This window comes from Leptospira licerasiae serovar Varillal str. VAR 010 (assembly GCF_000244755.1).
In the GTDB taxonomy this organism is placed as follows: domain Bacteria; phylum Spirochaetota; class Leptospiria; order Leptospirales; family Leptospiraceae; genus Leptospira_B; species Leptospira_B licerasiae.
In genome coordinates this window covers 615,479-638,172 of sequence record NZ_AHOO02000005.1, presented here as the reverse complement: position 1 = coordinate 638,172, position 22,694 = coordinate 615,479, and the positions used below count along the sequence as shown (strand labels likewise).

Here is a 22,694-nt window from a genome sequence, read left to right as displayed (position 1 = left end):
CTTACTTCAGTCGACGCCACTTCTTTTAAGATAGTATAGATCTCACGGAGAAAAGCCCTTAAGGAATAAAGCTATATCTCAAATTAGGTATTAAAACATAAAACCTATTAAATTAATAAACCAAGAAGAATAAAATAAATATACGAATCAGATCGCCATTCGGGGAAAACAATTCCAAGAAATATGAACAACACAGATAATTTGCACGATTGCATTAAGAACCTATTGTATAAACTAGGATTGCCAAGGTAAGATACAATCGGAAGTAAGATCAACACAGTTAACGTTAATATAAAGGCTACATCAAATCTCTTTGCAAAACTTTCCCCTTCTGAAGTGTAGATTGTGTAATCTCCTGGCAACGGAATGTCATTCACTCTATCACGCACTTTATCAATGTATGCTGGACTATCGTTTCTCAATCTTACAGAAAATGCCAAGGACCTTTTTCTATCGGTGTGATAGATTTTTACAGGCGTTGTATCCTCTTTGCCAGAGGTAATCTCCTCAACTGGAACAAATTTTGAGGCTGAATTTCTAACTTTAATTTTATTTAAAGAAGTTTTCGATTCGCGAAATTCTTCTGTAGATCTAATTCTAACATCGTATAATTTCGAATCTACAAATGCTTTTGCTCCAACCCCTCCTTGTAAAGTTAATCGGATATCTTCTCCTAGATGCGAGGTTTCTAATAAAGACTGCGAGGATTTACTCGGATCTAGATCCATTATGAACTCGTCGCGAGGACCTTTATATCTTAAAACAGTTTCTTCAACCTCTGGCATTCCCGATGTTTCTTTCGAAAAAATCTTCACTAATTGATCTAGTTCAATTTGATCAGGACCCCTAATTTCGTATGTGGTTTCGATACTAGTTTCGTTGTCCCTATCAGGTAAAAGTGAAACATAAGCCGGCGCCTGTTTCCCAATTCCTTTTTTTAAAAAAGCAAGCAACTCTGGATCAGGAGATTCTCCCTTCCTTAATTTAATTATCAAATTTGCATGATCAGATTCTACAGTAGTAAGCACTTCGTCACTCACATTTGCTGCCAAGATCGAAGCCTCAACCTTTTTCGAAATCTTATCCGTTGCCCCAATTCCAGTTCCTGAAGGTAGTTCAATCCTACCAACGATAGTTCGTCTACTTAACGGATTAGAGTAACTTTTGGCAATGAAGACAGAAAGAATAAATGGGGAAAATAGTAGTAAAACTTGGAACACGGAATATAGCTTAATCTTTCCTAAAATTCTATAGTGATTCAATTTCAAGGAAAAATTTTCTATAAAGAAAACAGTATATTTCGCCAGTGAACTACTTTTACATTTAAAAAATAAAGATCGAAAAAAAAGCGTACTGGGATAAAGTAAGTTAGACACTTTTTCATCCAAAATCGCCATCTTGCTCAGTAATGGAAATTTCCTAAACTGTAGATTATTAAATCCTAAAAATAAAGCTAAAAACGTTAACAGGGAAGTGGAGGTGTATAATAGTAATTTTAAAAACTCTGGATCTATAATATAGTACACACAAATTATCCAACCAATAGCCAAATATATAGATCCATAATAGTTCTTTGTCTTAAAAAAAACTTTCCGTAAAATTAGTAGGCAAAGCGCAATATTTATTCCAATCAATAGTGTCGCTCCGATGTTATGATTTGCGAAAGATAAGACAGAAGCGGTACATACAATTGAATACGTAAATCCAATGGTTCTAGTATAAGCTTTTTTAAAGTCATTGATTGCTAAATAAATAATAAAGATAGTACAAGTAAAAAGAAAACGTAATAACATTTCCTCTTGGATTTGATCATTTTTATCATATAGAATACGAAGTTCTATACCTTCCATTTCTAAATCTCTAACGGCATTAAGAATTATTCTGGAAGAGAAAGTTAGACCCCCTGAGGCAAAAGCATAAATACTTACTCCAGCTTTCCCATTTCGACGGAAAATCGTTTCCAAATCTTTATTTGCGTATCCGACTTTGGCAACATCTCTTAAAAATAATGTTCCTTGTCCTCGAAATGAAATAGGTAAGGACGCGAAATCTGTTGGAGTATATTTACGACTATCCAAAAATATCGGCACCTCTACATTCCCTCCTTTTTCAATGCCGATTCTTGAATATAAAGACCCTTGACGAACTACATTTAAAACATCTCCAATCGTTAATCCCTCTGCCTCTAAACGGTCTCGATCGCAAGAAATTAAAATTTCTTTATCTTCTCCCCCTATAACTAAAACCCTGCCAATCCCAGGAATACCTTCCATATAAGGTTTAACTTTCTGTTCAATTAATCTTCGAGTTTCAAAAAGATCTTGTTCATCTGTGTTAGCAACTGTTGCAATAAAAACAGGACTTTCAGCTGAATCGAAAGATTGAATAGAAGGCCTTCTCACATCCCTTGGAAAGCGAACGGAAACAATTTCAATTTTTTCTCGCAACTCAGCAATTTTCACCGCCAGGTTAGATTCCGTAGCAAAGGAAACGGTAATTAATGATTTACCAGATTCCGTGACTGAGCGAATTTTCGAAACCCCACCCAAGGAACTAATTGATTCTTCGAGGGGAAAGGTGATTTCTCTTTCTATTTTTGAAACATCCGTTCCTGGCCAACTGGTTGTTACGGTAACGGTTGGAGATTTTAAATCCGGAAATGTTTGCAAAGTTACATTAAATATACGCAATATAGATAAAAGAAGAATGATAGAAAATGCTGAAAGAGCTGCGCCCGGTTTGTTCTTAAAAATTTGCTTAAATTTAAAAGGCATTCTTTCTGTCCGACATCAAAACGAAGAATGTTGGCAAAACAAATAATGAATTTAGTACGCTAAGAACCAAACCAAAGCCAACTACAATTGCCATAGAAGCTTGGAATTCCGAGCCAGGTATCAGTCCGAACATAACGGGCAATAAGCCAGCAATTGTAGTGGAAGAGTTCATGATAACAGGGCGAACTATAGTAGAAGCCGCAGAAATTGCAGATTCTTTGTCTGTTCGTTTCTTTTTGCGAAAGGAATGAAAATATTCGTAAAACAAAACCCCTGAGTCCACGGAGATTCCCATTAGCAAAATTAAACCCACAAACGAGCTTGCATTTAACGAGTTAAACGTAACAACTAAAGCAATCATCGATCCGAAAACCACGAGTGGAACTGTTATTAAAATCAATGTAGAAACGCGAACAGATTCAAATTGTCCTGCGATCAGAAGGAATAGAACTATATATGCGAGTAAGATTGAAAATCCAAGTTCAAGAGAAACTTCTGAATAATCCTCCTGATTCGCTGAGGAAAGTGAAAGACTTGAAGGAATTTTTTCTAAACGATCTAAAAGTTCTTTTATTGCAGTTTCTTTCTTTCCAGATTCTGGAATAATAGATATAATATTAGCTCTTTGACTTCCAATTCCATACAAATACCGATAACCCGACTCTTTATCAAGTTTTACAAGTTCTCCAATTGGAACTAATTTGTCTCCAGCTGGGATCGTAAAATTTAATAATGAGGCCGCGTTTTGAACATCTTCTTCTCTGAAGACCAAGCGAATCGGAATCTCTTTGCCTGAAATTTCAAGACCAGAAAAATAACCACCCAAAGTAGCTATTCTTAAATATTCCGCTAAGGAATCATTCGACCAACCGTATCTTAACATTTTAGCTTCATCCGCTTTTAACGAATACGATCTGATTCTTTCCGAAAGTGTGTGTTTACTAGCTAGAATTGATTTAATAGATTGAGACTGCTGAACAATCTTTTCGCCCCATACTTCTAATTCTGCAAAATTCTCACCTCGTAATTCTAATCGAATTTCAGAATTCTCCCCAATCAAAGAAGTAAGGATATCGCCGGAATATCGTATCTTTGCATCTATATTAGGAAATTCAGATATAATTGACTTTCTCAAATTTTCGACATATTTTGCTGTTTTAGTTCTATATGATGAATCTAAAATAAATCGAATTTCCGAGATGGCCTCTGATCCGAGCGAAGCAGATCCAGATGCTTCAATTTCTTTTCCGATCCGAATAACTGTTCGTTCTATAGGAATCTGTTCTTTTACATAAGCTTCGAAACCTAAAGTAGAATCTTCCATTCTCTCTCTGATAGTTCCCGGTGAAAAACTTAAGGTTACCGCAAATTCCCCGGTTTCCATAGCTGGAAGAATTTCTTTCTTTACTGTTAATACAGATACTAACGAAAGAAATGCAAGCCCAACTAAAAATATAAAAAGTTGCTTTGGTCGTTCGATAAAATTTCTCAGAATCTCCAAATGCCTTTTTATTATCAAAGATTCAATTTCTTGCGCTTTAAAAAAAAATGTATAAGTTCTAGTTCCATTTGCTGCATAAATTCTTGGGATTAAAAAGTATAGAGTTGGAGTTAATGAAAGAGCAATGATTAGGCTAACCGACAAAGATAATGAAATAGCAATTGCCATTTCTGAAAACAATGATCCGATAAAGCTATCTAAGAATGCCATTGGAACGAAAACAAACAATGTAGAAATAGTAGCGATAACAATCGAAACTCCTGTTTCAGAAACAGCTTCTTCGGCGGCCCTTTTTCGATCTTTATATTTTTCGTAAATGCGCTCTGCCGCGGATAACATTACGTTACTATTATCAAACAACATACCTATCCCAACTGCCAATCCTCCTAGAGACATCATATTTAAAGTAAGACCTGCAATCCTAAATAGAAAAAATGAGATTAGTACTGAGACAGGAACTATAACGAGAATTATTAATGGCGTTGAAAAATTTCTAAGAACTAATGCGCAAACTACGAATGCGAGAAAAGCACCAATTAGTAAAGAAGTTCGTAACCCGGCAACAGCCTTCTTAATATAATCTGATTCATCAAAGCCCATTTCGAATTTTAATTCGGATCGGGAAGAATTTAAAATTTCTTCAGCTTGCTTTTTTACTTTTTCAGAAACCTCTACAGGATTTCCACCGGATTCCAAAAAGAAATATAGAATAACGCATTCCTTACCATTATAAATAGCCTTTTCAGATTTTTTTCTATATTCATATGATAAGGAAGCAAAGTCTTTTAAGCGAACAGGCTCCCCATCTTGACCGACAAAGACAACTGTCTCGGAAAGATCTTCTAAATTTTCAGCAGCTCCTCGAACACGGACTAGAACTTCTTTATCGCCTGAAGGAACAGATCCTGCTGGAACATTTCGATTTGATTGGACTACCGACCTTCCAACATTCTGAGGTGAAAGTTTAAAAGACAACATTCTTCGAGAGTCCACTTTTGCAAGAACCTCTCTTTCATAACCTCCCCCGATTTGAAGGCTAGCAACCCCTTCGACCCTCTCTAAAATCGGCTTCCAATCTTCTTCAACTTTGCTTCTAAGAAGAATCGGATCATTTAATTTATCTGGGAAAACTGCGATTTCTAAAAAAGAGCCAGAGTTAGGATCATATCTGGTAAGTACCGGTTTTTCGACATTTTGAGGGAGTGCTTCTCTTACTTGTTCTAGCTTTTCGCGAAGTTCTAAAATTTTAAAATCTAAGTCACGATTATCCACAAAGGTAACCGTTATTTTAGAAATTCCGGGCTCAGAAACAGTATAAACTGCCTTCACTCCCCGAGAAGAACCTAATCTCTCTGCGATAGGGCGAGAAACTAAAGATTCCGTTTCCTCAATCCCGGCATATGGGTATTTAGTTTCAATTAATATCTTAGGAAAGCCGATTTCCGGTAAGGTAGTAATCTTTAGGTCGAATAAAGAAAGAATGCCGAATATAACTAATGAAACGAAAAAAGCAATAACTGCTATCGGTCGTGCAAAAAGAAAAGAAACAACATTCTTCACTATTGGCCTACGGGTTGTTTTTGTTCAGAACCTTCCGATCTTAGAACGTCGACTTCTATACCTTCTTTAAGTCTACTTACCCCTTCAACAACTACATGATCGCCCTCTTGCAAGCCTGCTGAAACTAAAATCGATTCGCCCCTGGTTTCAGAAACCTCTACAGTAACTTTATATGCTCTTTGATCCTTAATAACAAAAACAAAACCTTCTTTATCACCCGTTTCGGTAAACCCTGATCTCGGTATTTCAAACATCGGTATCTGCTCACCTGAATACGTCCTTGTTCGCAGAAACATTCCAGGCTTTAATTTATTTCCCTTATTTTCTACTTTTGCACTTACTTGAAGAGTGTGGGTTTTTTCTTCAATATAAGGCTGAATCTTACTAACTATTCCCTTATACTTTACTTCAGGCAAAACATCAATGGATATATCGACTTCTAATCCTTTCCTAACCTTTACGGAATCTTTTTCACTAACGTTAAAAACAGCATATATTGTTTCTAATTTTGCGACTAATACAACTGCTTGGCCTTGAACAGAGGATCCGCTTATTACATCACCGCGAGTTTTATATTTCTTTATAATAAAACCTTCCATAGGAGAATAAAGATCCGCTTCTCTTAAATTCTGTTTTGCTGAATTGAGAAGAGACTCATTAGATCGAGATGAAGCTCTTGCTACCTCAACTTCTGCTTTTTCAATCTTCGTATTTAGATCTGTTAATATAGCCAATTTTGCGGAATCGTTTGCCGGAACCTTTAATCCAGCCGCTTTAATATCCTCATCTCTCATTCCAATCGAGACGATTTCGTAATCCCTCTTGCCATTTTCATAAGCCGTCATTCGTGCAATCATTTCAACTCGAGCACTATTCGCTTCCTCGCTGCTTATACCACCCTCCTTAAAAACGATGTCTTTAGCTTCGTAGGTTTTTTTAGACTTCTCGTATTCTTCCTTATACTTATTTACAAGTTCGGACTGTTTACGAACTTCAATATACTTAGCCTCTACTTGTCTCCGAGCCTTTTCATACTTTTCTTCAGCTAACTTAACTTGAGCCTTCGAAGAATCCAAATTCGCTTCAAACCTTTTCTTTTCTTGTTCAAGTTGAAATTTTTCTAAAGAAGCTAATAATTTTCCCTTCGATGCATGGTCCCCCTCGTCAACGTACACTTTTTCTATTCTTCCCGGAACTTTGAAGTAAACTTCTACCTTTTCTTCCGGATCTACGACCCCACTAGATTCTATACTTGGAGAAACCATTTTCCTTTGAATTTCAATCGTCTTAACAGAAGGCTTTTTCACATTAGAATCTTTAAAAGTCCGAGAAATCTTAGGAACCAAAAAAGAAAGTAAAATAGCAACAAACAATAGAAAGACAGAGCTTAAAAAGAGCGTTTTACTATTAATTGGAATAATTTTTAATAGGCTCATCTTAGCTCAACTGTAAGCAATCCAAATTAAGAATCCAACAATTAACAATGGGAAAGACCAAGTAATTATAGATCTTCCTGTAGGTTGGTCTAAAACTACGTTAGTCACCGATATCCATCTTTTTAAATAAAAAAATGCTCCGAATAATATAGTAAGCATATAGACGGATACATAAAAAATCAAAGGTAGTAATTGTAACTTCCAACTTTGAGGAAAAATTTTAGCGATAAGTAAAAGTGGAAAAAGTGAAAAAAAGAATCTAGAGAAAGAATGAATTTCAACTAATGCGACCCTTCCTAAATCTGTGTGCTTCTCGGAAAATAGCCTTATTAGACCCCAGCGAGAAAAAATAGATATTATTTGAAAAAGTATAATAAAAAAAGCGCCCCAAAAAACTGTATATGGATATGTATTCATTGAATATAGAAAAGGCGATACTTCTCTTTGCTCAAATAGATATCTCATCCTAATGTTTAATGCTACCACATCTTCGTAATTCGTTGTATAGGTTATTACCAAGTTAAGAATTACATAAAATATGATCAGAATAACTTCGCCGATTATGCTAATAATGAGAAATTTTTTAACATTTTGAGCTAAAACTTCAGGTTCAGTTTTAACATAATCATTAAAAAAATTTAAACAATAGGAATACATTCCTTTCAAATAATTCATTCATTTTTCCTTTTTATTTGTTTTAAAAGCGCTGTTTAATTCTTGAACTGCAATTGAAAATTCCTTATAACGCTGAGCTTTATCTGAAAACCCAGCTTTTTTATATATTGCTTCCATTCGTGCTAGTGAGGGTAGGATCGCTGATGTATATGAAATTGACCGATTATAGCTTTCCAATGCTAAATCTAATTTTCCTTTTCTCTCATATAGAATACCTCTAAATTGGTCTAACTCGGGATTTTCAAATCCATCGTCAGAAAGTTGATTTAAAATTTTTTCCGAAAGATCATAATCTTTACCCGAATGAATCAACGACTTCAAAATCCAAAGCTTGCAGTTTAGCTTACCGTTGTCGGCACAATTCTTGAAATAATCTATAGATTGATTAAAATTTTTAGAAAAGTATTCTATTTTTCCTAATAAAAAAGACACATCTTTAAAATTAGAATCAGATTCATAAATTTGCAACAACAGGCTCTTAGATTTATCTAAATTTTTAACTGAATATGCAGAAATAGCTTCCTGATAAACCGTATTGAGTCTTGCCAATTTAATAAAATGCCAAGAAAGAAAAATACCAAAGATCGCAATCAGAACACTTGAGAAAATTATTATAATCTTAAGATTTAAATATGTTCTTAACTGGAAGAGCCTTTCCTTAATCATTCCTTAACCAAATCCTTAATTTGTTTCACCAATCCGTAAGCAGAATATTTTACTGTATCATCTAACTTTTCTTTTGTAGTATCGGAAGAAAACCGGATCTCACCATATTTCTTTCCAGATTTGCTGCTCACACGAATAAAAACAGAAACTGAATAGACTGGATCCAAAACAGTTCCAGTTTCTTTTAAGATTACAGTACTTTCTAGAAAATAATCAAATTTCGTCTTATCGGAGAGATTTCTTAATTCGTTTTCAGAAATTCCTAGAAATTTTGGATTTTCTTCCTTTGAATTTAAAACGGTAGAATTCACCTGTTTAACGTCAGACGGTTCTTCTGGAAACGTGATTCTACCACCATCTTTGTATGGTAGACTTTCTCTATTTGTTTCATCCAAAGCGGCCGAAACAAAGCCCTGCTTTGCCAATTCGAATCTCAGATTTTCTCGAAATACTTCTGCGACAAAGCTTCCTCCAGTTGAATCTTTCAATCGGATCGGAGCAATTAGAACATAGCCCGTTTTACCATTGTTTCTTGCAATTTCAGGTTCTGCTGGAAAGAAATTTCTTATAAAAACACATTGCATCGATAAACTAATAGCAATCGGAATAATAATAAAATATTTCATTTCCCCTCTACACCGAAAATAAATTGAGAACTTAAATTTTTTCCGTTCACATCTTGGGCGGAAGTATCTACTATCAGTTGATAGAAAGGAAAATTTGCAGGGGCGTTATCTGTTCTATCTAGATTGAAATCTCCACCTGTACTTGAGTCCCCAAATAAAGTTCCATTGCAAGATGATTCTTGTTCGGCAAATGTTATTGTAAGAACTTTGCAACCAAACGGAAATGCTGACTGACAATCGGACCACAAATAAGTTGCCGTTCTTATATTAGAAGAAGGGGGAGAAACCCTCTGCATCCGTACAGCATTTACAGTATTTCCCGTATTCATGTAATTATTGAATATTATTCTAAAATTATCTGTATTTACATCAGCACAAGCATTCGAAGAGCCAATAGCTCCTGAACCGTCATCTCCACCTCTAAACCTATAAGAACCGGAAGAAAGTAGAGGAAGCGAGTTATCCCAAAAACAACTACCTAAAGTCCAGTCCCCGCCTGAGGCGGAACCCGAACCGGGATATGTCGTAGAACAGCCTTGGCTTTCCAAGCCTACGGCTTGCACTGCCGGTAAAGGATTTAAACCTCCGGCAACAAAATTTGCAGTAAATGGGGCATCTATCCGATAGCCGACCTGACTTTGGGCCGTGGAATCGATCTTAAACGTATATCTCGATCCAAAATTAAGCGGGCCATCAGGTAATATTGTAAGAGTCTGCGAATCAGATGACCACGAAATAGACGCTGCAAGACCTGCCGTATAAGACAAAGCTAATGTAGTAATCGTCCTATCCATTGGTGCGGAAAAAACAATCTGAATTGGAGTTCGTGAGGCAACCGTTCCCACACAACCGTCCTCGACAGTGTTTGTGAAAAAATTAATAGAAGCTCCAGACCCGGCATTACAAGTTGCCGGGGTGCCATGCAATGTAGAAGAACTTACAACAGTTGGCGATAATTGATTTCCACCTGGAATCGATCCGACGGCAAATCTTAAAACGAAAACATTATCTAGATCTAGTCCAGATTTAGCCTCGCAGGACTTTGTTATAGTAATCGTATATGTCCCATCCGATAAAGGAGCGGAAGGAGTAAATTCAAAACCAAATGGATTACTAGCAAAAAAGCCGGTAGTTTTTGGATCAATAACGAAGGCTGAAATACAAGAATCGATATTCATTTCCTTATCGAATAGAAAAGATATTGTTGCATTTGGAGGAATGTTCGCTGTATCTTTCAAAGGATAAGAATATACCAGCTTTGGATTTTCGGAACCACCTAAAAATGGGAACATCTTATCTGCCGATCCAGTTAGCTGGTCGCAAGAAATTAGAAAGAATATAGAAAGCCCATATATTGACTTTCTCAAAAAGTTAAATTTCATTTTTTTCTGCCCTTTTCCGGAAAGAAGTCTTCGTTCTCTCTTGTTTCTTTAACTAATTTTGCAATAATGCTATTTCCTCGGCCTAAATTGACCTTATAAAAAGGAAGGTCTGCAATATCTCTTCCTGTTACATAGAAATATTCGTAACAGGATCTCAGATATTCAGAATATGCTTCAGCCAAATCGTCCTGCGTTTTAGAAAATTCATATTCACTTTTCAATAAGTCAGTCCTCTTTAGTTGACCACTCTTGAACTTAACACGATTAATCCGAAAATTTTCTAAATAGAGAAGTACCTTTTGACTAAGCACAGAAATTACTGAATAGTTTTCTAATAATTTATCTCTGGCTTTAATGACTTCAAATTTTGCCTGCTTTCTAGCAAATTCATAAGAAGATTTTGCATCTACGAATTTAAGCTCGCCTTCTAATACTTTGCGCGCCTGGCTTAGATTATCAAATAATTGCAAATTCGCACTATTAAAAGAGTTCGCACCTTGACCTACAAATTGAGGTCCGTATCCTGGGATTCTTTGAATACCAGTTCCATCAGTTTGTATACCATAATTAGATTGGGATTGAAGAGTAGAAGACCCTAAGGGAACAACAACAGAAAAATTAAATCCATAATTATCATGAATTACCGGCAATACGTCGTTTGTATTTTTACCATAGTACCCACCGGCAAATAATTTTGGTTTCCACGCGGAATCTAATGATTCCCTTTCCAATTTCAATCGATTTACGATTATTTTAGATTTTTTAAGGTCTGGGCGATTCTCTTCTAAATTTCCCTCATCGGCATCTAAAATGGGTTTAGGGTCCTCTATATAATAATCATAGAAAATGTTTTCTTGAATTACAAAATCGTCCGAGTCCTCTAATTGAAGGATTAACTTTAGTTCAGTGATCGAATTTTTGAATTCAGTCTCTGCCTTTAATAAAGATAGTTTCGCTTCGTTAAATTTTGCGGAAACTTCTAGAAAATCTAATCTAGATTTTAATCCATTCTTATATTCCAGGGTAGTGTCGCTCAATTGGCCTTCGAAACTTCTGTACAAACGTCTCGCGGAAAGATATTTACCGCGATTAGAAATGATTTTCATATATTGGCGGACTACATCTATCTTAGCTTTTCGAGCTTGAACTTGAATTTCAGCCTTGTTAATCTCAGCAGATAATCTAGCGGACTCTATTAGTCTTCCGTTTTCCCCTCCATCATAAACTAACTGTTGAATTGTTAAACGAATATCATTATAAACTGAATCTTGTTGATTTTGATTTAAGTTCCGAAGACCAAAATAAGAAACACCTAATTTCGGAAGATATTCCCGCCATTTTTCTCGGACGGTCATTTGAAAGACTTCATTTTGTCGTTCGAGATTTTTTAAGATAACATTATTCGCCAGACCGAGTAGAACTGCCTTTTCCAGATCCATTTCAACTCCGTCATTAACAGTTTTTGCGAAAAAAGATTGGGTAAAAAGGAGACAGACAATGGTGCCTAGGATCTTCTTCATATGAATATTATTTATTCTTAAGTCGACTGCGACAAATCCTGATAAAATTCCGTAGTTTTTGAAAAAACTTACACATAAAAATATCTTTATGAAAATTGAGTTTTTTTTGAGCCTCTTTTCGGTCAAGCTCGAACGACGTATTTTACAATTTTGCATAGATCGTAACTATGTCATATGTCTATAAACATAGTTACCCATTATCTTTTTTCGTCCCTCAGGTAACTAAAATTGAAATAAAAATATTTTCTAAGGTTTAATTTCTCAAAGAACTACGTTAAACGAACACAAACATATCCCAAAGAGAGTATTAAAGATTATCAATTCATACGAATTTGCATATAGCGGACATTATTAATCAGAGAAAAAACTTTTCAACTTGACAAAACCAATCTATTATTTCGATGTCTAAATAAATGAAACCGGAGTATGTAATTCATCTATTATCCAGAACCAGGGACCGGATCCAAAAACATTTATCCGAAGAATTCCTGAAGCAAGGAATCAAAGATCTGGTTCCAGCCCACGGAGGTGTACTGTTTGTTTTGGGTAAAGAAGGTCCGCTGACAATGAGCGAATTAGCAAAATTCTTGGACAGAACCAACTCTACTGTGACCGCTCTTTTGGACAAAATGGAAGAATTAGGCTATGTTAAAAGATCCAAGCCATACGAAGACGAAAGGGTAACTTCCGCTGAACTAACGGACAAGGGAAAACAAACCTTAGAGAAAGTGCAAAAAGCCTCAAAGGCCACACTAACAAAACTCAGTCATAATTTAAAAGAGGAAGAAAAAGAAGAATTCATGCGAATTTTAACTAAAATTCATTCGAATTTCGATTTGTGATGTAAATTTTTTTGAACATATATTTCGACATCGAAATAAATAGGAGAACGATCATGTTAGAAGGTAAAACTACAGTAATCACAGGATCAGCAAGAGGAATCGGTAAAACGATCGCAAAAATGTTTCTGGAACGGGGCTCGAAGGTCATCCTATCTGATCTAGAAGATTCCACTTGTAAGGAAACAGCAGATGAATTAGCAAAATTTAATCCGGAAGGAATCTTTTGGAAAACCTGCGATGTAACTTCCAAAAGCCAAAACAAGGAATTAGCTGAATTTGCAATCGAGAAAACCGGCGCCTTAGATATCTGGATCAATAATGCCGGAGTGGTTCAGGACGATCTTCTATTAAGAATGTCCGAAGAAAAATGGGAGAAGGTGCACTCAGTAAATTTAAAAGCGGCTTTTTTCGGGATCCAGACTGCTGCAAAGTTTATGTTAAAAAAAAGTTCCGGTAGGATCGTAAACATAGGATCCGTTTCCGGTTTTTATGGAAATGCGGGACAAGCAAATTACTCTTCTGCTAAGGCCGGACTATTTGCTCTTACCAAATCTGCAGCAAGAGAGCTTGCCTCTAGAAATATCACTGTGAATTGTGTCGCTTCGGGTTTTATCAATAACCGATTTGCCGAACACGTTCCGGAAGAAATTAGAAAATCCATCCTAGACTCCATTCCTTTAAAGATCAAAAGAAATCCGGAAGAAGCGGTTGCATCTGCGGTCGCCTTTCTTTCGTCCGAGGAAGCAGATTGGATCACAGGGGCAACTCTTAGAGTGGATGGGGGTATGTTGATCGGTTTTTAGACCGAGTACTCATTTAGTAGTTTTATGAACAGGTAAGAGAAGGATCCAAAAAATTTCTTGCCTGTTCTTTTGTAAGAAGCGACTTAACTCTTAAGATTATCTTCTTCTAATTATATGAAAGCTCTTACAAAATATTGTCATTATGTTCTTTCACTCGAAAAGGATCAAGATCCTGAAAACAAGATCTATCATGATACTGAATACGGTTTTACCCTAAATTCGGACGACGAACTATTCGGTAGACTTATCTTAGAAATCAATCAAGCGGGTCTATCTTGGACTACGATCTTAAGAAAAAAGGAAAACTTCCGCAAAGCTTACAAAGACTTCTCCATCAAAAAGATCTCAAAATTTTCCGAAAAAGATTTCGATCGACTCATGAACGATGCGGGCATTATTCGAAATAGACTCAAAATAAACGCGGCTATCCATAACGCAAACGTGATCATCGGTCTCCAAAAAGAATTCGGAAGTTTCCAAGATTGGTTGCATTCCCATCATCCGAAATCATTAGAAGAATGGACCAAGCTATTCAAAAAAACTTTCGTGTTTGTCGGGGGAGAAATAGTGAACGAATTTTTAATGAGCACTGGATATTTAGAAGGAGCTCACGGTCCAGGATGTCCCATTTACAAAAAGGCCATGCAGTCCAAGCCAGCTTGGAACTCTAAGAAGAAAAAATAGATCTCTCCCTTCGGTGGGAACCCCAACAAACAAAAATGAAATCCCGTCCTTCTTTCGAAAAAATTAAAACGATATCCGAATTCGAATCCTACTATTGGTACAGAGAAGAATTACAGGAAATTTGTATGAATTTAAAGATTTCTTCCAAAGGAGCAAAAGCCGAATTAGAAGAAAGATTAAGATCTTACATTGCGTTAGGAAGAGAAGAGTTCTTAAAGAAAGAAAACTCTTCTCGAAGGCATAACCCTGTTCGCAGAAAAATCAAAAGCGAAAATGAGATCACTCTTAAATCTAAAATTATTCCGGAAGGAATTCGATTTGATTCTAAATTCAGGGAATTCTGCAGAAAGTATTATGATCTCAAAAAATTCAGTTTTACCAAGGCAATGGCAGAAGCAGTTCGAGATGCCGAGAAGATTGGGAATCTAAAGCTCTCCGTCCAAGATCTTTTGAAAGTATATGAAAATCCACCGAAGGAAGAACGGCCGGATGATCGCGTTCTAAGATGGAATCGATTCGTAAAAGATTTTCATTCCGATCCGAAAACTTCTGCGTTTAAGAATAAACTGAATATAGCTGCTTTTTTATGGGGAAAAGTCCGAGACAGAGCTGGCAGTAAAAAATTCGATCCTTCTCTTTTGGAAGAATTTGCCAAAGAGATCCGAAAGTTGGAGGCTAATAGTAATAAGTAATGCTAAATCTGTAATGAAAATCGGGTTTTTCTGCTGGTAGACTATCCGGACCCATTATAAAATAATCGTCAAAGCAAATGAAAGTTAAGTTGTTCTCATTCTCCATTCTATTTTGTATCACGTTCAGTTTCCCTTTTTTCTTAGGAGCTCAGTCGGAAAATAAGGCTGTATGTTTAAACTGGGAAAAAAATTTCCCCAAAATAGATTCTAAACTATACTTAGAGATTAGCGGTTTGGAGTTGATACTTAGCCCTCCTTCCGGCGCAACTATGCGAAGCAGAAGACCAGGAGAATTAGTGCCGACCATTCACGGTTCTTATAAGACGGAAGGGAATAAAGAAGTGCTCGTTGAATTTCCGTACGAGCCTGCCGATCCGGACGAATGTTCTTTCAATTGTAAGGAACAGTCGCTTACTCTCCGCTCCAACAGAAACACCGAAGAAGTATTCGATAGTTGTTTTAAATCGTGTAAGGGCAATACAAGTTTCAAATTTGGAAAAGATAAATTCAAACTTCACTTAAAATTCAGAATTTATAGGGACGAATCGGACACTTTAAGAATAGATTCCGTTTCTTATAAAGACCTAAATCCTATAACGGGAAAATTGGCTTATTCTTTCCCTCATTATTTTGCAGGCGACCTAATAGAATGTGCCAATTCTATCTGGGACTAATATATTCTAAAAATATAATTCTATTTGTCCAAAGATAGAAGCGCTTTTTCCAATCGATGGATATGTTTAAAATCACCGGACATTCCGTATAACTGTAACGCGCCTTGGTAATAAAAAAGAATACTTTCCGAGATTTCCTTTAGCTCAGGTCCAGTTTTTTCCTTTTTGGAGCTCCACGTGATTTCTTTTAAACAGATTTCGAAATCTTTTACCCAGCGACCCAATGCAACCTTTACAAAATCCGAGATCTCGGGTTCATCATGCGTTTGATTGGATAAATTTGCGTAAGGACAACCGTAAATATAAGTATTTTTCAAACCTCTTCTTAGCATCTTCATCCAAGATTTAATAAAATCCGAATATTTTTTTTCTCTCTTAGCGATCCTTTTAACAAAACCTAATATAGCTTCTTCTTGTTCCAAAAGGTATGCCTTACCCAGATCCTTTTTAGAAGGAAAATGAATGTATAGGCTCTTCTTAAAAGCTCCCGCTTCTTCCAAAATTTCGTTTATCCCAGTATTGGGATAACCCTTGGAATAGAATAATTTAAAAGCAGCTTTTAAGATCCTGTCCTTGGCAGGGTCTTCCGACCGGATTAAGTCCTTTTGGATTCTCATATTTTTCTCTTCTGATTATAATTATGGTAGACCGATTTGTCTACCATAATTTATTCTGGAATTTACCAAGTAGACCACTTTGTCTACCGGAGGCTTTTATGAGGCTAATGGAAAAAACGGATAAGATCATAACATCTTTCGCAGTTCCAGTCCGTAAATCTGATATAGACGTAAACGGACATGTAAACAATGGCACCTACCAAAGTTATTTTGAAGAAGCAAGGATCAAAACCTTCCAACTTTTAAAAGAAGAAGGGGAAACAATCCTAAGTTCGGACCGCTTGGTAGTCCGCCTATGCGAAATAGAATATAAAGCAGAGTTAAAATACCCGGAAGATGCGGTAGTCACTACGGACATTCTTCACTCCGACCCTGAATCCACGGAGATCATGCAGGAAATTTTTCGCGCTTCCGATTCGGCGTTGGTCTGTAAGGCAAGATTCGTATTAAGTCTTTTTGACGATTCTGTAGAAGTCTTTTATTCCGAAGAAAATTATCCTTATGCATTCTATCATCCGATCAGCGTAGGTTGGGCGGAAATGGATCCGGAAGGTAAGGTAAATCTAGAAACTATCCAATACTATCTGGATGACGCAAGGATCCGTTCCTCTTATCAATGCGGACTGGATTTGCATTCATTACAATCAAAAGGGATCGGCCCGGTTGTTTACAAGGCTGAGTTGAATTATTTCGACTCAATGCGTTTCCCGGACGATTATGTGATAGTAACCGTATATCAAAAATCGGAAAAAAATCGATTGGCCTTCCGCCATGACGTATTCTCGAAAAAAACCAAAAAATTAGTCCTTACTTCTTTCGTACACGGACTATTTATGGATCTAAAAAGAAAGAGACCGCATCAATTCACTGAAGAAGAAATGAAAATGATCTTTAGCGTAAAAAATGCGCCAATCTTTGATTGAATTTATGATTTGAAATTTCGCTGACGTAAGGAGAGGGTATCCTCGATGAGATTCGAACATTGGGACCCTCTCCATTTTATTATTCTTTTCTTAACTGCATTCCTCGGCCTCGGCTTACCTTATACCGCTAGAAAGTTCGCATCTCCAAAAATCAAAAATATGATCGGGTTTATCCTAGGAGTAATTCTACTTTTAAACTATTGTATTTATGTAATATATAGGATCGATTCAGGTTATTGGCAGGTACGTTATGATTTACCTATGGAGTTTTGTAATTGGTCTGCAATCGTAACTTCCTTGGCCCTATTTACCCGAAATAGAACTCTTGCGGAACTTTCTTATTTTTGGGTAATTGCAGGTTCTATGCAAGGAGTGATCACTCCGGATCTATCCGTAACATTTCCTCATATTTACTTTTTTATATTCTTCATAGCTCATTCTGGCCTTGTAATATCTGCTCTTTATGTTGTTTTCGGATTAGAACTGACGCCTAGAAAAGGAGCAGTACTTCGATCCGTTCTTTACACCCAAATCTATGTCGTAACTGCTTTGGTTATAGATTTTGCCTTAGATGCAAATTACGGATATATGAGAGAAAAGTCCGCTGCAGGTTCTCTCATGGATTATTTAGGTCCTTGGCCAATTTACATTCTTTGGATGCAGGCCTTAGGGATGATCTTATTTACCTTATTATATCTTCCTTTTTGGAAGAAAAACCTAAGAGAGGAAAGTTAGAAAAATATTATCATCAAGATCTAGGTAGATCTTCAATCTTTGCAAAAACCTAGTTCACCTAGATTTATTCTGATTCTATTCTTTCTACGGCATCCATAGGAATGATCAAGTTTCCATCAGGTCTTAATACCACATAGAAACTATCTTGCTGGTAGATAATCCCTCTTTCCATAGATCCGTCTTTTAGATAAAGGATACGAACTTCCTGAGAAATTGCCTTACCGATACCAGGACCTTTGTTATTTAAGATATCCGTAATGGATGCCTTGTCCACCTTCTTGACCAATTCCATTAGTTGTTCTCTTTCTTTCAGGTCTTTTGGCGGGAAACGGACCATACTTGCAAATTTTCTTTCAAGATCCGCTTTTTCGTCCGGAAGTATTTTTTTAAGAGAGTTCTTAAGCTCTTTAGGAGAGATCAAGAATGGATCTTTAGGAAGAGAATCTACATGAGGTTTTAGGCTTTTGATAAGCGTTTCATCTAATTGAGCGCTAGGCTGGGATTTTTTACTGGCCTTGATCGAATCTTCGATCTTTTTAAGACCTTCCATTCTTGCGGGAGAGAGTCCTTTCCATGCAAGTTGTTGGCCCGATTCTATCGTTAATTGTCTTTTATCGAATAGGATAGGATATTCTTTCGCGAGTAACGCTAATTCTTCCTTAGTTAGCCAACTGGAGACTGACTCAAAGAAGATCGCATCTCCGGACTCTAATCTGACTTTTCCTTCTAACACCTTTACGGAAAGAGAAGAATCAGTACGTCCTTTATTAACCGAGACCTTAGTTCCTTCTAAGATTAATCTGAAATCGTCTGAACCTATGGAGATATTTTCCGAATCCTTAGGGCCTTGGCTATCTAAGAGAATAGTACCGTAACCTAGAGACACATGGATTGCATTTTCTTTACGTTCCGCAGTGAAGTCCGTATTTGGCAAAGCTCTAAGAGCCACACTCTTTTCACCTTCTAACTGAACGTCACATACTGAAGATTTTCCGGATACGATCCTTTTGCCGGATACATCTTCTCCCGCTTGGGAAGTTTTACCTTCGATAGAACAGTCACCATATGAATAAGTAAACTTGTCTAAAGTGGCTTCTCCCTTTTTAATTTGGGAATTCTGATAGAAGTATATTCCAAATACTGCAAATACCAAAGCTGCCGCTGCAAGATAGATCGTAGGTTTAGGGAATGGTAGGACTGCTTTAGGGGAAGATTTAGGAGATAGGTTTTTTAATTCCTGGAATGCGCCAGAAGTCCTGAGCTGGGATTGGATTTGGGTAAGTCTTCGGTATTCGGCCGCTCTTTCAGGGTCTTTTAATACGATCTCCAAAAGTTGTTTCTTTCCGACAGCGTCAAGCTCACCGGAAAGATAAGACTCAAGTAGGTCTTCGAAACTATTCGACTGTTGGGTATGTAATGCCATCTTATAGTCCGATCCCTTCCGCTTCAAGATGCGTTCTTAATAATCTGAACGCGCTAAGCAAACGACGACTAACGGTTCTCTCAGATATTCCGAGAGCATCCGCAGTCTCTTTGAGAGTTTTCTTTTGGATTTCCTTCAGTAGTATTATACTCTTTTCAGGCTCGGGAAGACGGGAAACCCCATCTTTTAAAGCTAAATTGAGGGAATTTTTCTCCAATTCAAGAGGATCTTCATGATTCCCACCCGAAAGCTCCGGAAAGTTCTCTACATTAATTGAGACGTTCCCAGTCTCCTTCTTTGTACGATTGAAATGTTTAAAATAAAGGTTTTTAGCGATCGTGCAGGACCAAGAAGAGAAACTACCCCTTTCGGAATCAAAACGATCCATGACCTCAAAGGCCTTTAAGAATGTCTCTTGGGTCAAATCTTCGGCAATTTCGGGATTTCCTGAGAGTTTGAGCAGGAAATGATACACTGTATTCTTGCAGGACTCGTAGAGAGTAATAAATTCCTGTTGGGAAAGACCTTGCATTTTTAGTTCAGTTGGGCCGAAAAGAAAGGATTTCTGCTAGTTTTTGGGGTATTCCGATTCTGCGGAAGCAGAAAAAATAAGGCCCCCAAAAATCGAGAGCCTTACCTTTTCAGTCACGCGGCGGCTTCCCGCCTCGTATTTTAACGCAAGAACTGGAACTTTTCGTTATCAGTCCAAGCACAAGGCCATTGGACCAAGAGACCTCCGTCTCCAGTCGCGCCGCCTGCAATATCCAGACACTGACTGCTATGTTTTGCTTGAAGTGCAAAGAATCCATCTCCGTAAGAGAGTAATTGGAATCTTTCATTGTTTCCTCCGCCGCAAGAATATTGAATTACATTCATTCCTGCTGCAGTGGATCCGCCCTTCACATTCATACATTTGCCGCTATGTTTTGCGATAAATCTAAAGTATCCGTCACCTGTAGACTCAAGTGCCCATTTTTGATTGTCTTGGCCTACGTTCGTCCATTGCCAAATATTAACACTATCGCTCGTGCTAACACCGGAGACATCCAATACCTTGCCGCTATGTTTTGCCATGATACCGGAATAATCAGAACCTGTAGGATCATTCACGAAAGGAATATTTCCTCCGACAGAAGATTTACCACAACCGTCAGATCCACAACCTGCACGAGAACGCCAGTCTCCTCTTTCCATCGGATGACCGATCCCGTCAAAACATCCGTCTCCTTGGCAATTCATCCAACTAGGAGCGTCTCCACCTCTTCTCAACTTAACTAAGTTGTTCCAAGTGTCTTGGTGGTAATCGTTACCGCCTGGATTTCTGAAATCTTCGAAATACAAACATCCGCCGGATCCACCGTCATCATGGAAAGATCCATGCGCGTTTTTACCGACATACGCAACAGGGTGAGTTCCATTCACTACTTCAAAGTTACCAGTTTCTTTGGAATACCATCCAGAGTGTTGAGACCAAGCAACTCGTTTCATCTGTCCGTTTACTACTAGGACACTCATTCCTTCCCAGTCTGCAGCGTGACTTCCGAAACTTAAGAAACAAGTACTTTGCCAAGCATAGAAGAACCAGTACCTGATAAGAACCGCATTCGTTCCAACTGGAGAAGTCTCGTAGAAAATCGGAACTTGGTTATTGGAAATTGTAGAATAATCCTTATTACAAAGATCTTGCGCGGAAACTCCTGCGGCTCTTTGAGTGTAATAAGTCTGAGGATCACTCGTAAAACATTTTCCGGAATCTCCAGAGCCTGTAGTAGTCTCTTGATCGAATCTTAAACGAGGTGCGAATTGTTGAGCAAGAGCGTCGTAGTCAACGCTTGGTCCACCGTTATCCGCCTGGCAAAGATATAAGCTCATAGTATCACAATAGCGACCATTACAGCTTGCACCGGCTATATACATAGATTCAGGAGCTACAAATTTTCCCCCATCTTCCTCTGAAATACCGGAAGTCCAATAACATCCGGTTCTAACACCGTTATTGTTCAATTGAGAACATTTTAAGGAAACGTTATCACAATAACTTCCGGAACATTTAATACCGGTTACGAATGCATTATTATCGCAAACACGATAATTAGTTCCTTCTTCGGAGAACCAATCTGTCCACCAACTATTGGTATGAGTGTATCCGGATTCGCTTGCGAGAAGGTTTACATCGTCGCAATAACGACCGCTACATTTCAAACCGCGAGTTAAGAAAGTTGGTCCTGTCTCGATCGGGTTCGCACCATCAGTGGTCCAATTCAACCAATGTGGAGGAAAAATCTCGTTATGAAAATAAGTGCTGGCTGCCGCGCTAAATAACTTAGATCCATTTCCGCTTTTAGAAGGGAGAAGGCTAGAAAGCATTCCTAACTCCGCTCCGTTTGATGAGGACTTATCGCTACAAGCCACGAATGACCCGCCGAGAAGTCCTATGATAACCAGAGTATATACACTCCGGATGATAATTCTCTTCATTATGATCCCTCTTTAGTTTTAATGTGGAGGTTTTAAGTATTTAAACGATAGAGTAATATATGCTTCTTAATTCTCACTTATTTTCGAAACGAGATAATATAATTTCTGAAATAAATAAAATTTTTATTTCGAAAGAGCGTTCGATTTTAAAGAGTAAAGTTTGTTCTATATTTTATAGAAAAAAGAAGTACTGAGTTACTAAAGGGATGTATTAAGACTTACGGCCCTTCTTCTTTGGAGAAGCAGCTTTTAAATTTTTAGCGTCCGTATCTTTGCTCATTCGGATCAATTGTGGTCCCATAAATTTTAGAAATTCTTCTAAGAAGGTAACAAATCCTTTGGAACCTCTGTTCTCGCTTATGAAAATCAAGATCCTACGAATTGCAGGATCTTCCGTTAGATCACCGAGAGCAGTCTCATGGATATTCTTCTTATCTTTATCCAGAAACGCTTTTAGCTCCAAACGAAAGAATAAACAAAGATTGATAAAATCGTGAGTGAGTAACCTGGACTCTCCTCTTTCAATCTTTCCTAAAAGGTTAGGATTGAATGGAACTCCGTATTCTTTTTTAAGAGCATCGGCAAGCTCCTTTAATGAGAGGCCTTTCTCCATCCGGCAATATCGGAAGACGTCGCCTATTTTAACATAAATTGATTCGATGGAGCCGTTTTCCATATTATGA

20 protein-coding genes are annotated in these 22,694 nt (G+C 37.3%); 7 read left to right on the top strand and 13 right to left on the bottom strand.

Annotated features, from left to right (window positions below; genetic code table 11):
* Nucleotides 1-107: 107 nt before the first annotated feature.
* The 8 genes from LEP1GSC185_RS03485 to LEP1GSC185_RS03450 all read right to left on the bottom strand — a co-directional run bounded on the left by LEP1GSC185_RS03485 (nt 108) and on the right by LEP1GSC185_RS03450 (nt 12,140).
* Nucleotides 108-2,774 (bottom strand): efflux RND transporter permease subunit, encoded by a 2,667-nt coding sequence (locus LEP1GSC185_RS03485; RefSeq protein WP_008590219.1) that lies wholly within the window; start codon nt 2,772-2,774, stop codon nt 108-110.
* Nucleotides 2,764-5,835, bottom strand: a complete 3,072-nt coding sequence (locus LEP1GSC185_RS03480) for an efflux RND transporter permease subunit (protein WP_008591351.1) — start codon at nt 5,833-5,835, stop codon at nt 2,764-2,766. The genes LEP1GSC185_RS03485 and LEP1GSC185_RS03480 overlap by 11 nt, the downstream gene beginning before the upstream one ends.
* Nucleotides 5,835-7,271, bottom strand: coding sequence for an efflux RND transporter periplasmic adaptor subunit (locus tag LEP1GSC185_RS03475; RefSeq protein WP_008590555.1), 1,437 nt, complete (start codon nt 7,269-7,271; stop codon nt 5,835-5,837). The genes LEP1GSC185_RS03480 and LEP1GSC185_RS03475 overlap by 1 nt, the downstream gene beginning before the upstream one ends.
* 6 nt (nt 7,272-7,277) lie before the next feature.
* Entirely contained in the window at nt 7,278-7,946 is a 669-nt protein-coding gene (locus LEP1GSC185_RS03470) for a hypothetical protein (protein WP_008591553.1), read from the bottom strand.
* On the bottom strand, nt 7,947-8,612 hold the full coding sequence (locus tag LEP1GSC185_RS03465) for a tetratricopeptide repeat protein (RefSeq protein WP_008589651.1): 666 nt from the start codon (nt 8,610-8,612) through the stop codon (nt 7,947-7,949).
* A complete protein-coding gene (locus LEP1GSC185_RS03460; protein ID WP_008591146.1) occupies nt 8,609-9,238 on the bottom strand; it encodes a lipoprotein in 630 nt (209 codons plus the stop codon). Before LEP1GSC185_RS03460 ends, LEP1GSC185_RS03465 begins: the two co-directional genes overlap by 4 nt.
* Nucleotides 9,235-10,530 carry an Ig-like domain-containing domain gene (locus tag LEP1GSC185_RS03455; protein ID WP_232298408.1) on the bottom strand — a complete coding sequence of 432 codons (1,296 nt, stop codon included), beginning with the start codon at nt 10,528-10,530 and terminating at the stop codon, nt 9,235-9,237. The genes LEP1GSC185_RS03460 and LEP1GSC185_RS03455 overlap by 4 nt, the downstream gene beginning before the upstream one ends.
* An 86-nt stretch (nt 10,531-10,616) precedes the next feature.
* Nucleotides 10,617-12,140, bottom strand: coding sequence for a TolC family protein (locus tag LEP1GSC185_RS03450; RefSeq protein ID WP_010514921.1), 1,524 nt, complete (start codon nt 12,138-12,140; stop codon nt 10,617-10,619).
* Between the two features lie 413 nt (nt 12,141-12,553).
* On the opposite strand from LEP1GSC185_RS03450, the gene LEP1GSC185_RS03445 reads away from it, so the two are divergent.
* From LEP1GSC185_RS03445 to LEP1GSC185_RS03425, 5 genes are all read left to right on the top strand, one after another.
* The gene (locus tag LEP1GSC185_RS03445) at nt 12,554-12,982 is read left to right on the top strand and encodes a MarR family winged helix-turn-helix transcriptional regulator (protein WP_008591658.1); all 429 of its coding nucleotides are present in this window, start codon (nt 12,554-12,556) and stop codon (nt 12,980-12,982) included.
* Nucleotides 12,983-13,035: 53 nt separating this feature from the next.
* The gene (locus LEP1GSC185_RS03440) at nt 13,036-13,785 is read left to right on the top strand and encodes a glucose 1-dehydrogenase (RefSeq protein ID WP_008590620.1); all 750 of its coding nucleotides are present in this window, start codon (nt 13,036-13,038) and stop codon (nt 13,783-13,785) included.
* Between the two features lie 114 nt (nt 13,786-13,899).
* Nucleotides 13,900-14,469: a DNA-3-methyladenine glycosylase I gene (locus tag LEP1GSC185_RS03435; protein ID WP_008591128.1), complete on the top strand. Its 570-nt coding sequence runs from the start codon at nt 13,900-13,902 to the stop codon at nt 14,467-14,469.
* A 35-nt stretch (nt 14,470-14,504) separates the two neighbouring features.
* A complete protein-coding gene (locus tag LEP1GSC185_RS03430; protein ID WP_008589408.1) occupies nt 14,505-15,161 on the top strand; it encodes an SAP domain-containing protein in 657 nt (218 codons plus the stop codon).
* Nucleotides 15,162-15,238: 77 nt separating this feature from the next.
* The gene (locus tag LEP1GSC185_RS03425; protein ID WP_008596271.1) at nt 15,239-15,835 is read left to right on the top strand and encodes a hypothetical protein; all 597 of its coding nucleotides are present in this window, start codon (nt 15,239-15,241) and stop codon (nt 15,833-15,835) included.
* 20 nt (nt 15,836-15,855) lie between these two features.
* Here LEP1GSC185_RS03425 and LEP1GSC185_RS03420 read toward each other — a convergent pair whose 3' ends face one another.
* Complete coding sequence (locus LEP1GSC185_RS03420) at nt 15,856-16,452, bottom strand: TetR/AcrR family transcriptional regulator (protein ID WP_008589577.1); 597 nt, start codon at nt 16,450-16,452, stop codon at nt 15,856-15,858.
* Nucleotides 16,453-16,550: 98 nt separating this feature from the next.
* Here LEP1GSC185_RS03420 and LEP1GSC185_RS03415 point away from each other — a divergent pair, with 98 nt between their 5' ends.
* Together LEP1GSC185_RS03415 and LEP1GSC185_RS03410 are read left to right on the top strand one after the other, a co-directional pair.
* Nucleotides 16,551-17,375 carry an acyl-CoA thioesterase gene (locus LEP1GSC185_RS03415; protein WP_008591319.1) on the top strand — a complete coding sequence of 275 codons (825 nt, stop codon included), beginning with the start codon at nt 16,551-16,553 and terminating at the stop codon, nt 17,373-17,375.
* A gap of 45 nt (nt 17,376-17,420) precedes the next feature.
* The gene (locus LEP1GSC185_RS03410; RefSeq protein ID WP_008590401.1) at nt 17,421-18,110 is read left to right on the top strand and encodes a YwaF family protein; all 690 of its coding nucleotides are present in this window, start codon (nt 17,421-17,423) and stop codon (nt 18,108-18,110) included.
* A gap of 64 nt (nt 18,111-18,174) precedes the next feature.
* On the opposite strand, the gene rsx is transcribed toward LEP1GSC185_RS03410, so the two are convergent.
* From rsx to LEP1GSC185_RS03390, 4 genes are all read right to left on the bottom strand, one after another.
* Nucleotides 18,175-19,533, bottom strand: coding sequence for an LIMLP_03685 family anti-sigma factor (gene rsx / locus LEP1GSC185_RS03405; RefSeq protein ID WP_008589634.1), 1,359 nt, complete (start codon nt 19,531-19,533; stop codon nt 18,175-18,177).
* Nucleotide 19,534: 1 nt separating this feature from the next.
* A complete protein-coding gene (locus LEP1GSC185_RS03400; RefSeq protein ID WP_008590710.1) occupies nt 19,535-20,065 on the bottom strand; it encodes an RNA polymerase sigma factor in 531 nt (176 codons plus the stop codon).
* Between the two features lie 140 nt (nt 20,066-20,205).
* Nucleotides 20,206-21,900: an RICIN domain-containing protein gene (locus LEP1GSC185_RS03395; protein ID WP_008589894.1), complete on the bottom strand. Its 1,695-nt coding sequence runs from the start codon at nt 21,898-21,900 to the stop codon at nt 20,206-20,208.
* Between the two features lie 322 nt (nt 21,901-22,222).
* The gene (locus tag LEP1GSC185_RS03390) at nt 22,223-22,624 is read right to left on the bottom strand and encodes a hypothetical protein (protein ID WP_008591008.1); all 402 of its coding nucleotides are present in this window, start codon (nt 22,622-22,624) and stop codon (nt 22,223-22,225) included.
* Nucleotides 22,625-22,694 lie beyond the last annotated feature (70 nt).

Excerpts from the sequence above, each read along its gene's own strand:
- LEP1GSC185_RS03485 (WP_008590219.1), bottom strand. The coding sequence starts at position 2,774 with ATGCCTTTTAAATTTAAGCAAATTTTTAAGAACAAACCGGGCGCAGCT.
- LEP1GSC185_RS03475 (WP_008590555.1), bottom strand. The coding sequence starts at position 7,271 with ATGAGCCTATTAAAAATTATTCCAATTAATAGTAAAACGCTCTTTTTA.
- LEP1GSC185_RS03470 (WP_008591553.1), bottom strand. The coding sequence starts at position 7,946 with ATGAATTATTTGAAAGGAATGTATTCCTATTGTTTAAATTTTTTTAAT.
- LEP1GSC185_RS03465 (WP_008589651.1), bottom strand. The coding sequence starts at position 8,612 with ATGATTAAGGAAAGGCTCTTCCAGTTAAGAACATATTTAAATCTTAAG.
- LEP1GSC185_RS03460 (WP_008591146.1), bottom strand. The coding sequence starts at position 9,238 with ATGAAATATTTTATTATTATTCCGATTGCTATTAGTTTATCGATGCAA.
- LEP1GSC185_RS03455 (WP_232298408.1), bottom strand. The coding sequence starts at position 10,530 with ATGTTCCCATTTTTAGGTGGTTCCGAAAATCCAAAGCTGGTATATTCT.
- LEP1GSC185_RS03450 (WP_010514921.1), bottom strand. The coding sequence starts at position 12,140 with ATGAAGAAGATCCTAGGCACCATTGTCTGTCTCCTTTTTACCCAATCT.
- LEP1GSC185_RS03445 (WP_008591658.1), top strand. The coding sequence starts at position 12,554 with ATGAAACCGGAGTATGTAATTCATCTATTATCCAGAACCAGGGACCGG.
- LEP1GSC185_RS03440 (WP_008590620.1), top strand. The coding sequence starts at position 13,036 with ATGTTAGAAGGTAAAACTACAGTAATCACAGGATCAGCAAGAGGAATC.
- LEP1GSC185_RS03435 (WP_008591128.1), top strand. The coding sequence starts at position 13,900 with ATGAAAGCTCTTACAAAATATTGTCATTATGTTCTTTCACTCGAAAAG.
- LEP1GSC185_RS03430 (WP_008589408.1), top strand. The coding sequence starts at position 14,505 with ATGAAATCCCGTCCTTCTTTCGAAAAAATTAAAACGATATCCGAATTC.
- LEP1GSC185_RS03425 (WP_008596271.1), top strand. The coding sequence starts at position 15,239 with ATGAAAGTTAAGTTGTTCTCATTCTCCATTCTATTTTGTATCACGTTC.
- LEP1GSC185_RS03420 (WP_008589577.1), bottom strand. The coding sequence starts at position 16,452 with ATGAGAATCCAAAAGGACTTAATCCGGTCGGAAGACCCTGCCAAGGAC.
- LEP1GSC185_RS03415 (WP_008591319.1), top strand. The coding sequence starts at position 16,551 with ATGAGGCTAATGGAAAAAACGGATAAGATCATAACATCTTTCGCAGTT.
- LEP1GSC185_RS03410 (WP_008590401.1), top strand. The coding sequence starts at position 17,421 with ATGAGATTCGAACATTGGGACCCTCTCCATTTTATTATTCTTTTCTTA.
- rsx (WP_008589634.1), bottom strand. The coding sequence starts at position 19,533 with ATGGCATTACATACCCAACAGTCGAATAGTTTCGAAGACCTACTTGAG.
- LEP1GSC185_RS03400 (WP_008590710.1), bottom strand. The coding sequence starts at position 20,065 with ATGCAAGGTCTTTCCCAACAGGAATTTATTACTCTCTACGAGTCCTGC.
- LEP1GSC185_RS03395 (WP_008589894.1), bottom strand. The coding sequence starts at position 21,900 with ATGCTTTCTAGCCTTCTCCCTTCTAAAAGCGGAAATGGATCTAAGTTA.
- LEP1GSC185_RS03390 (WP_008591008.1), bottom strand. The coding sequence starts at position 22,624 with ATGGAGAAAGGCCTCTCATTAAAGGAGCTTGCCGATGCTCTTAAAAAA.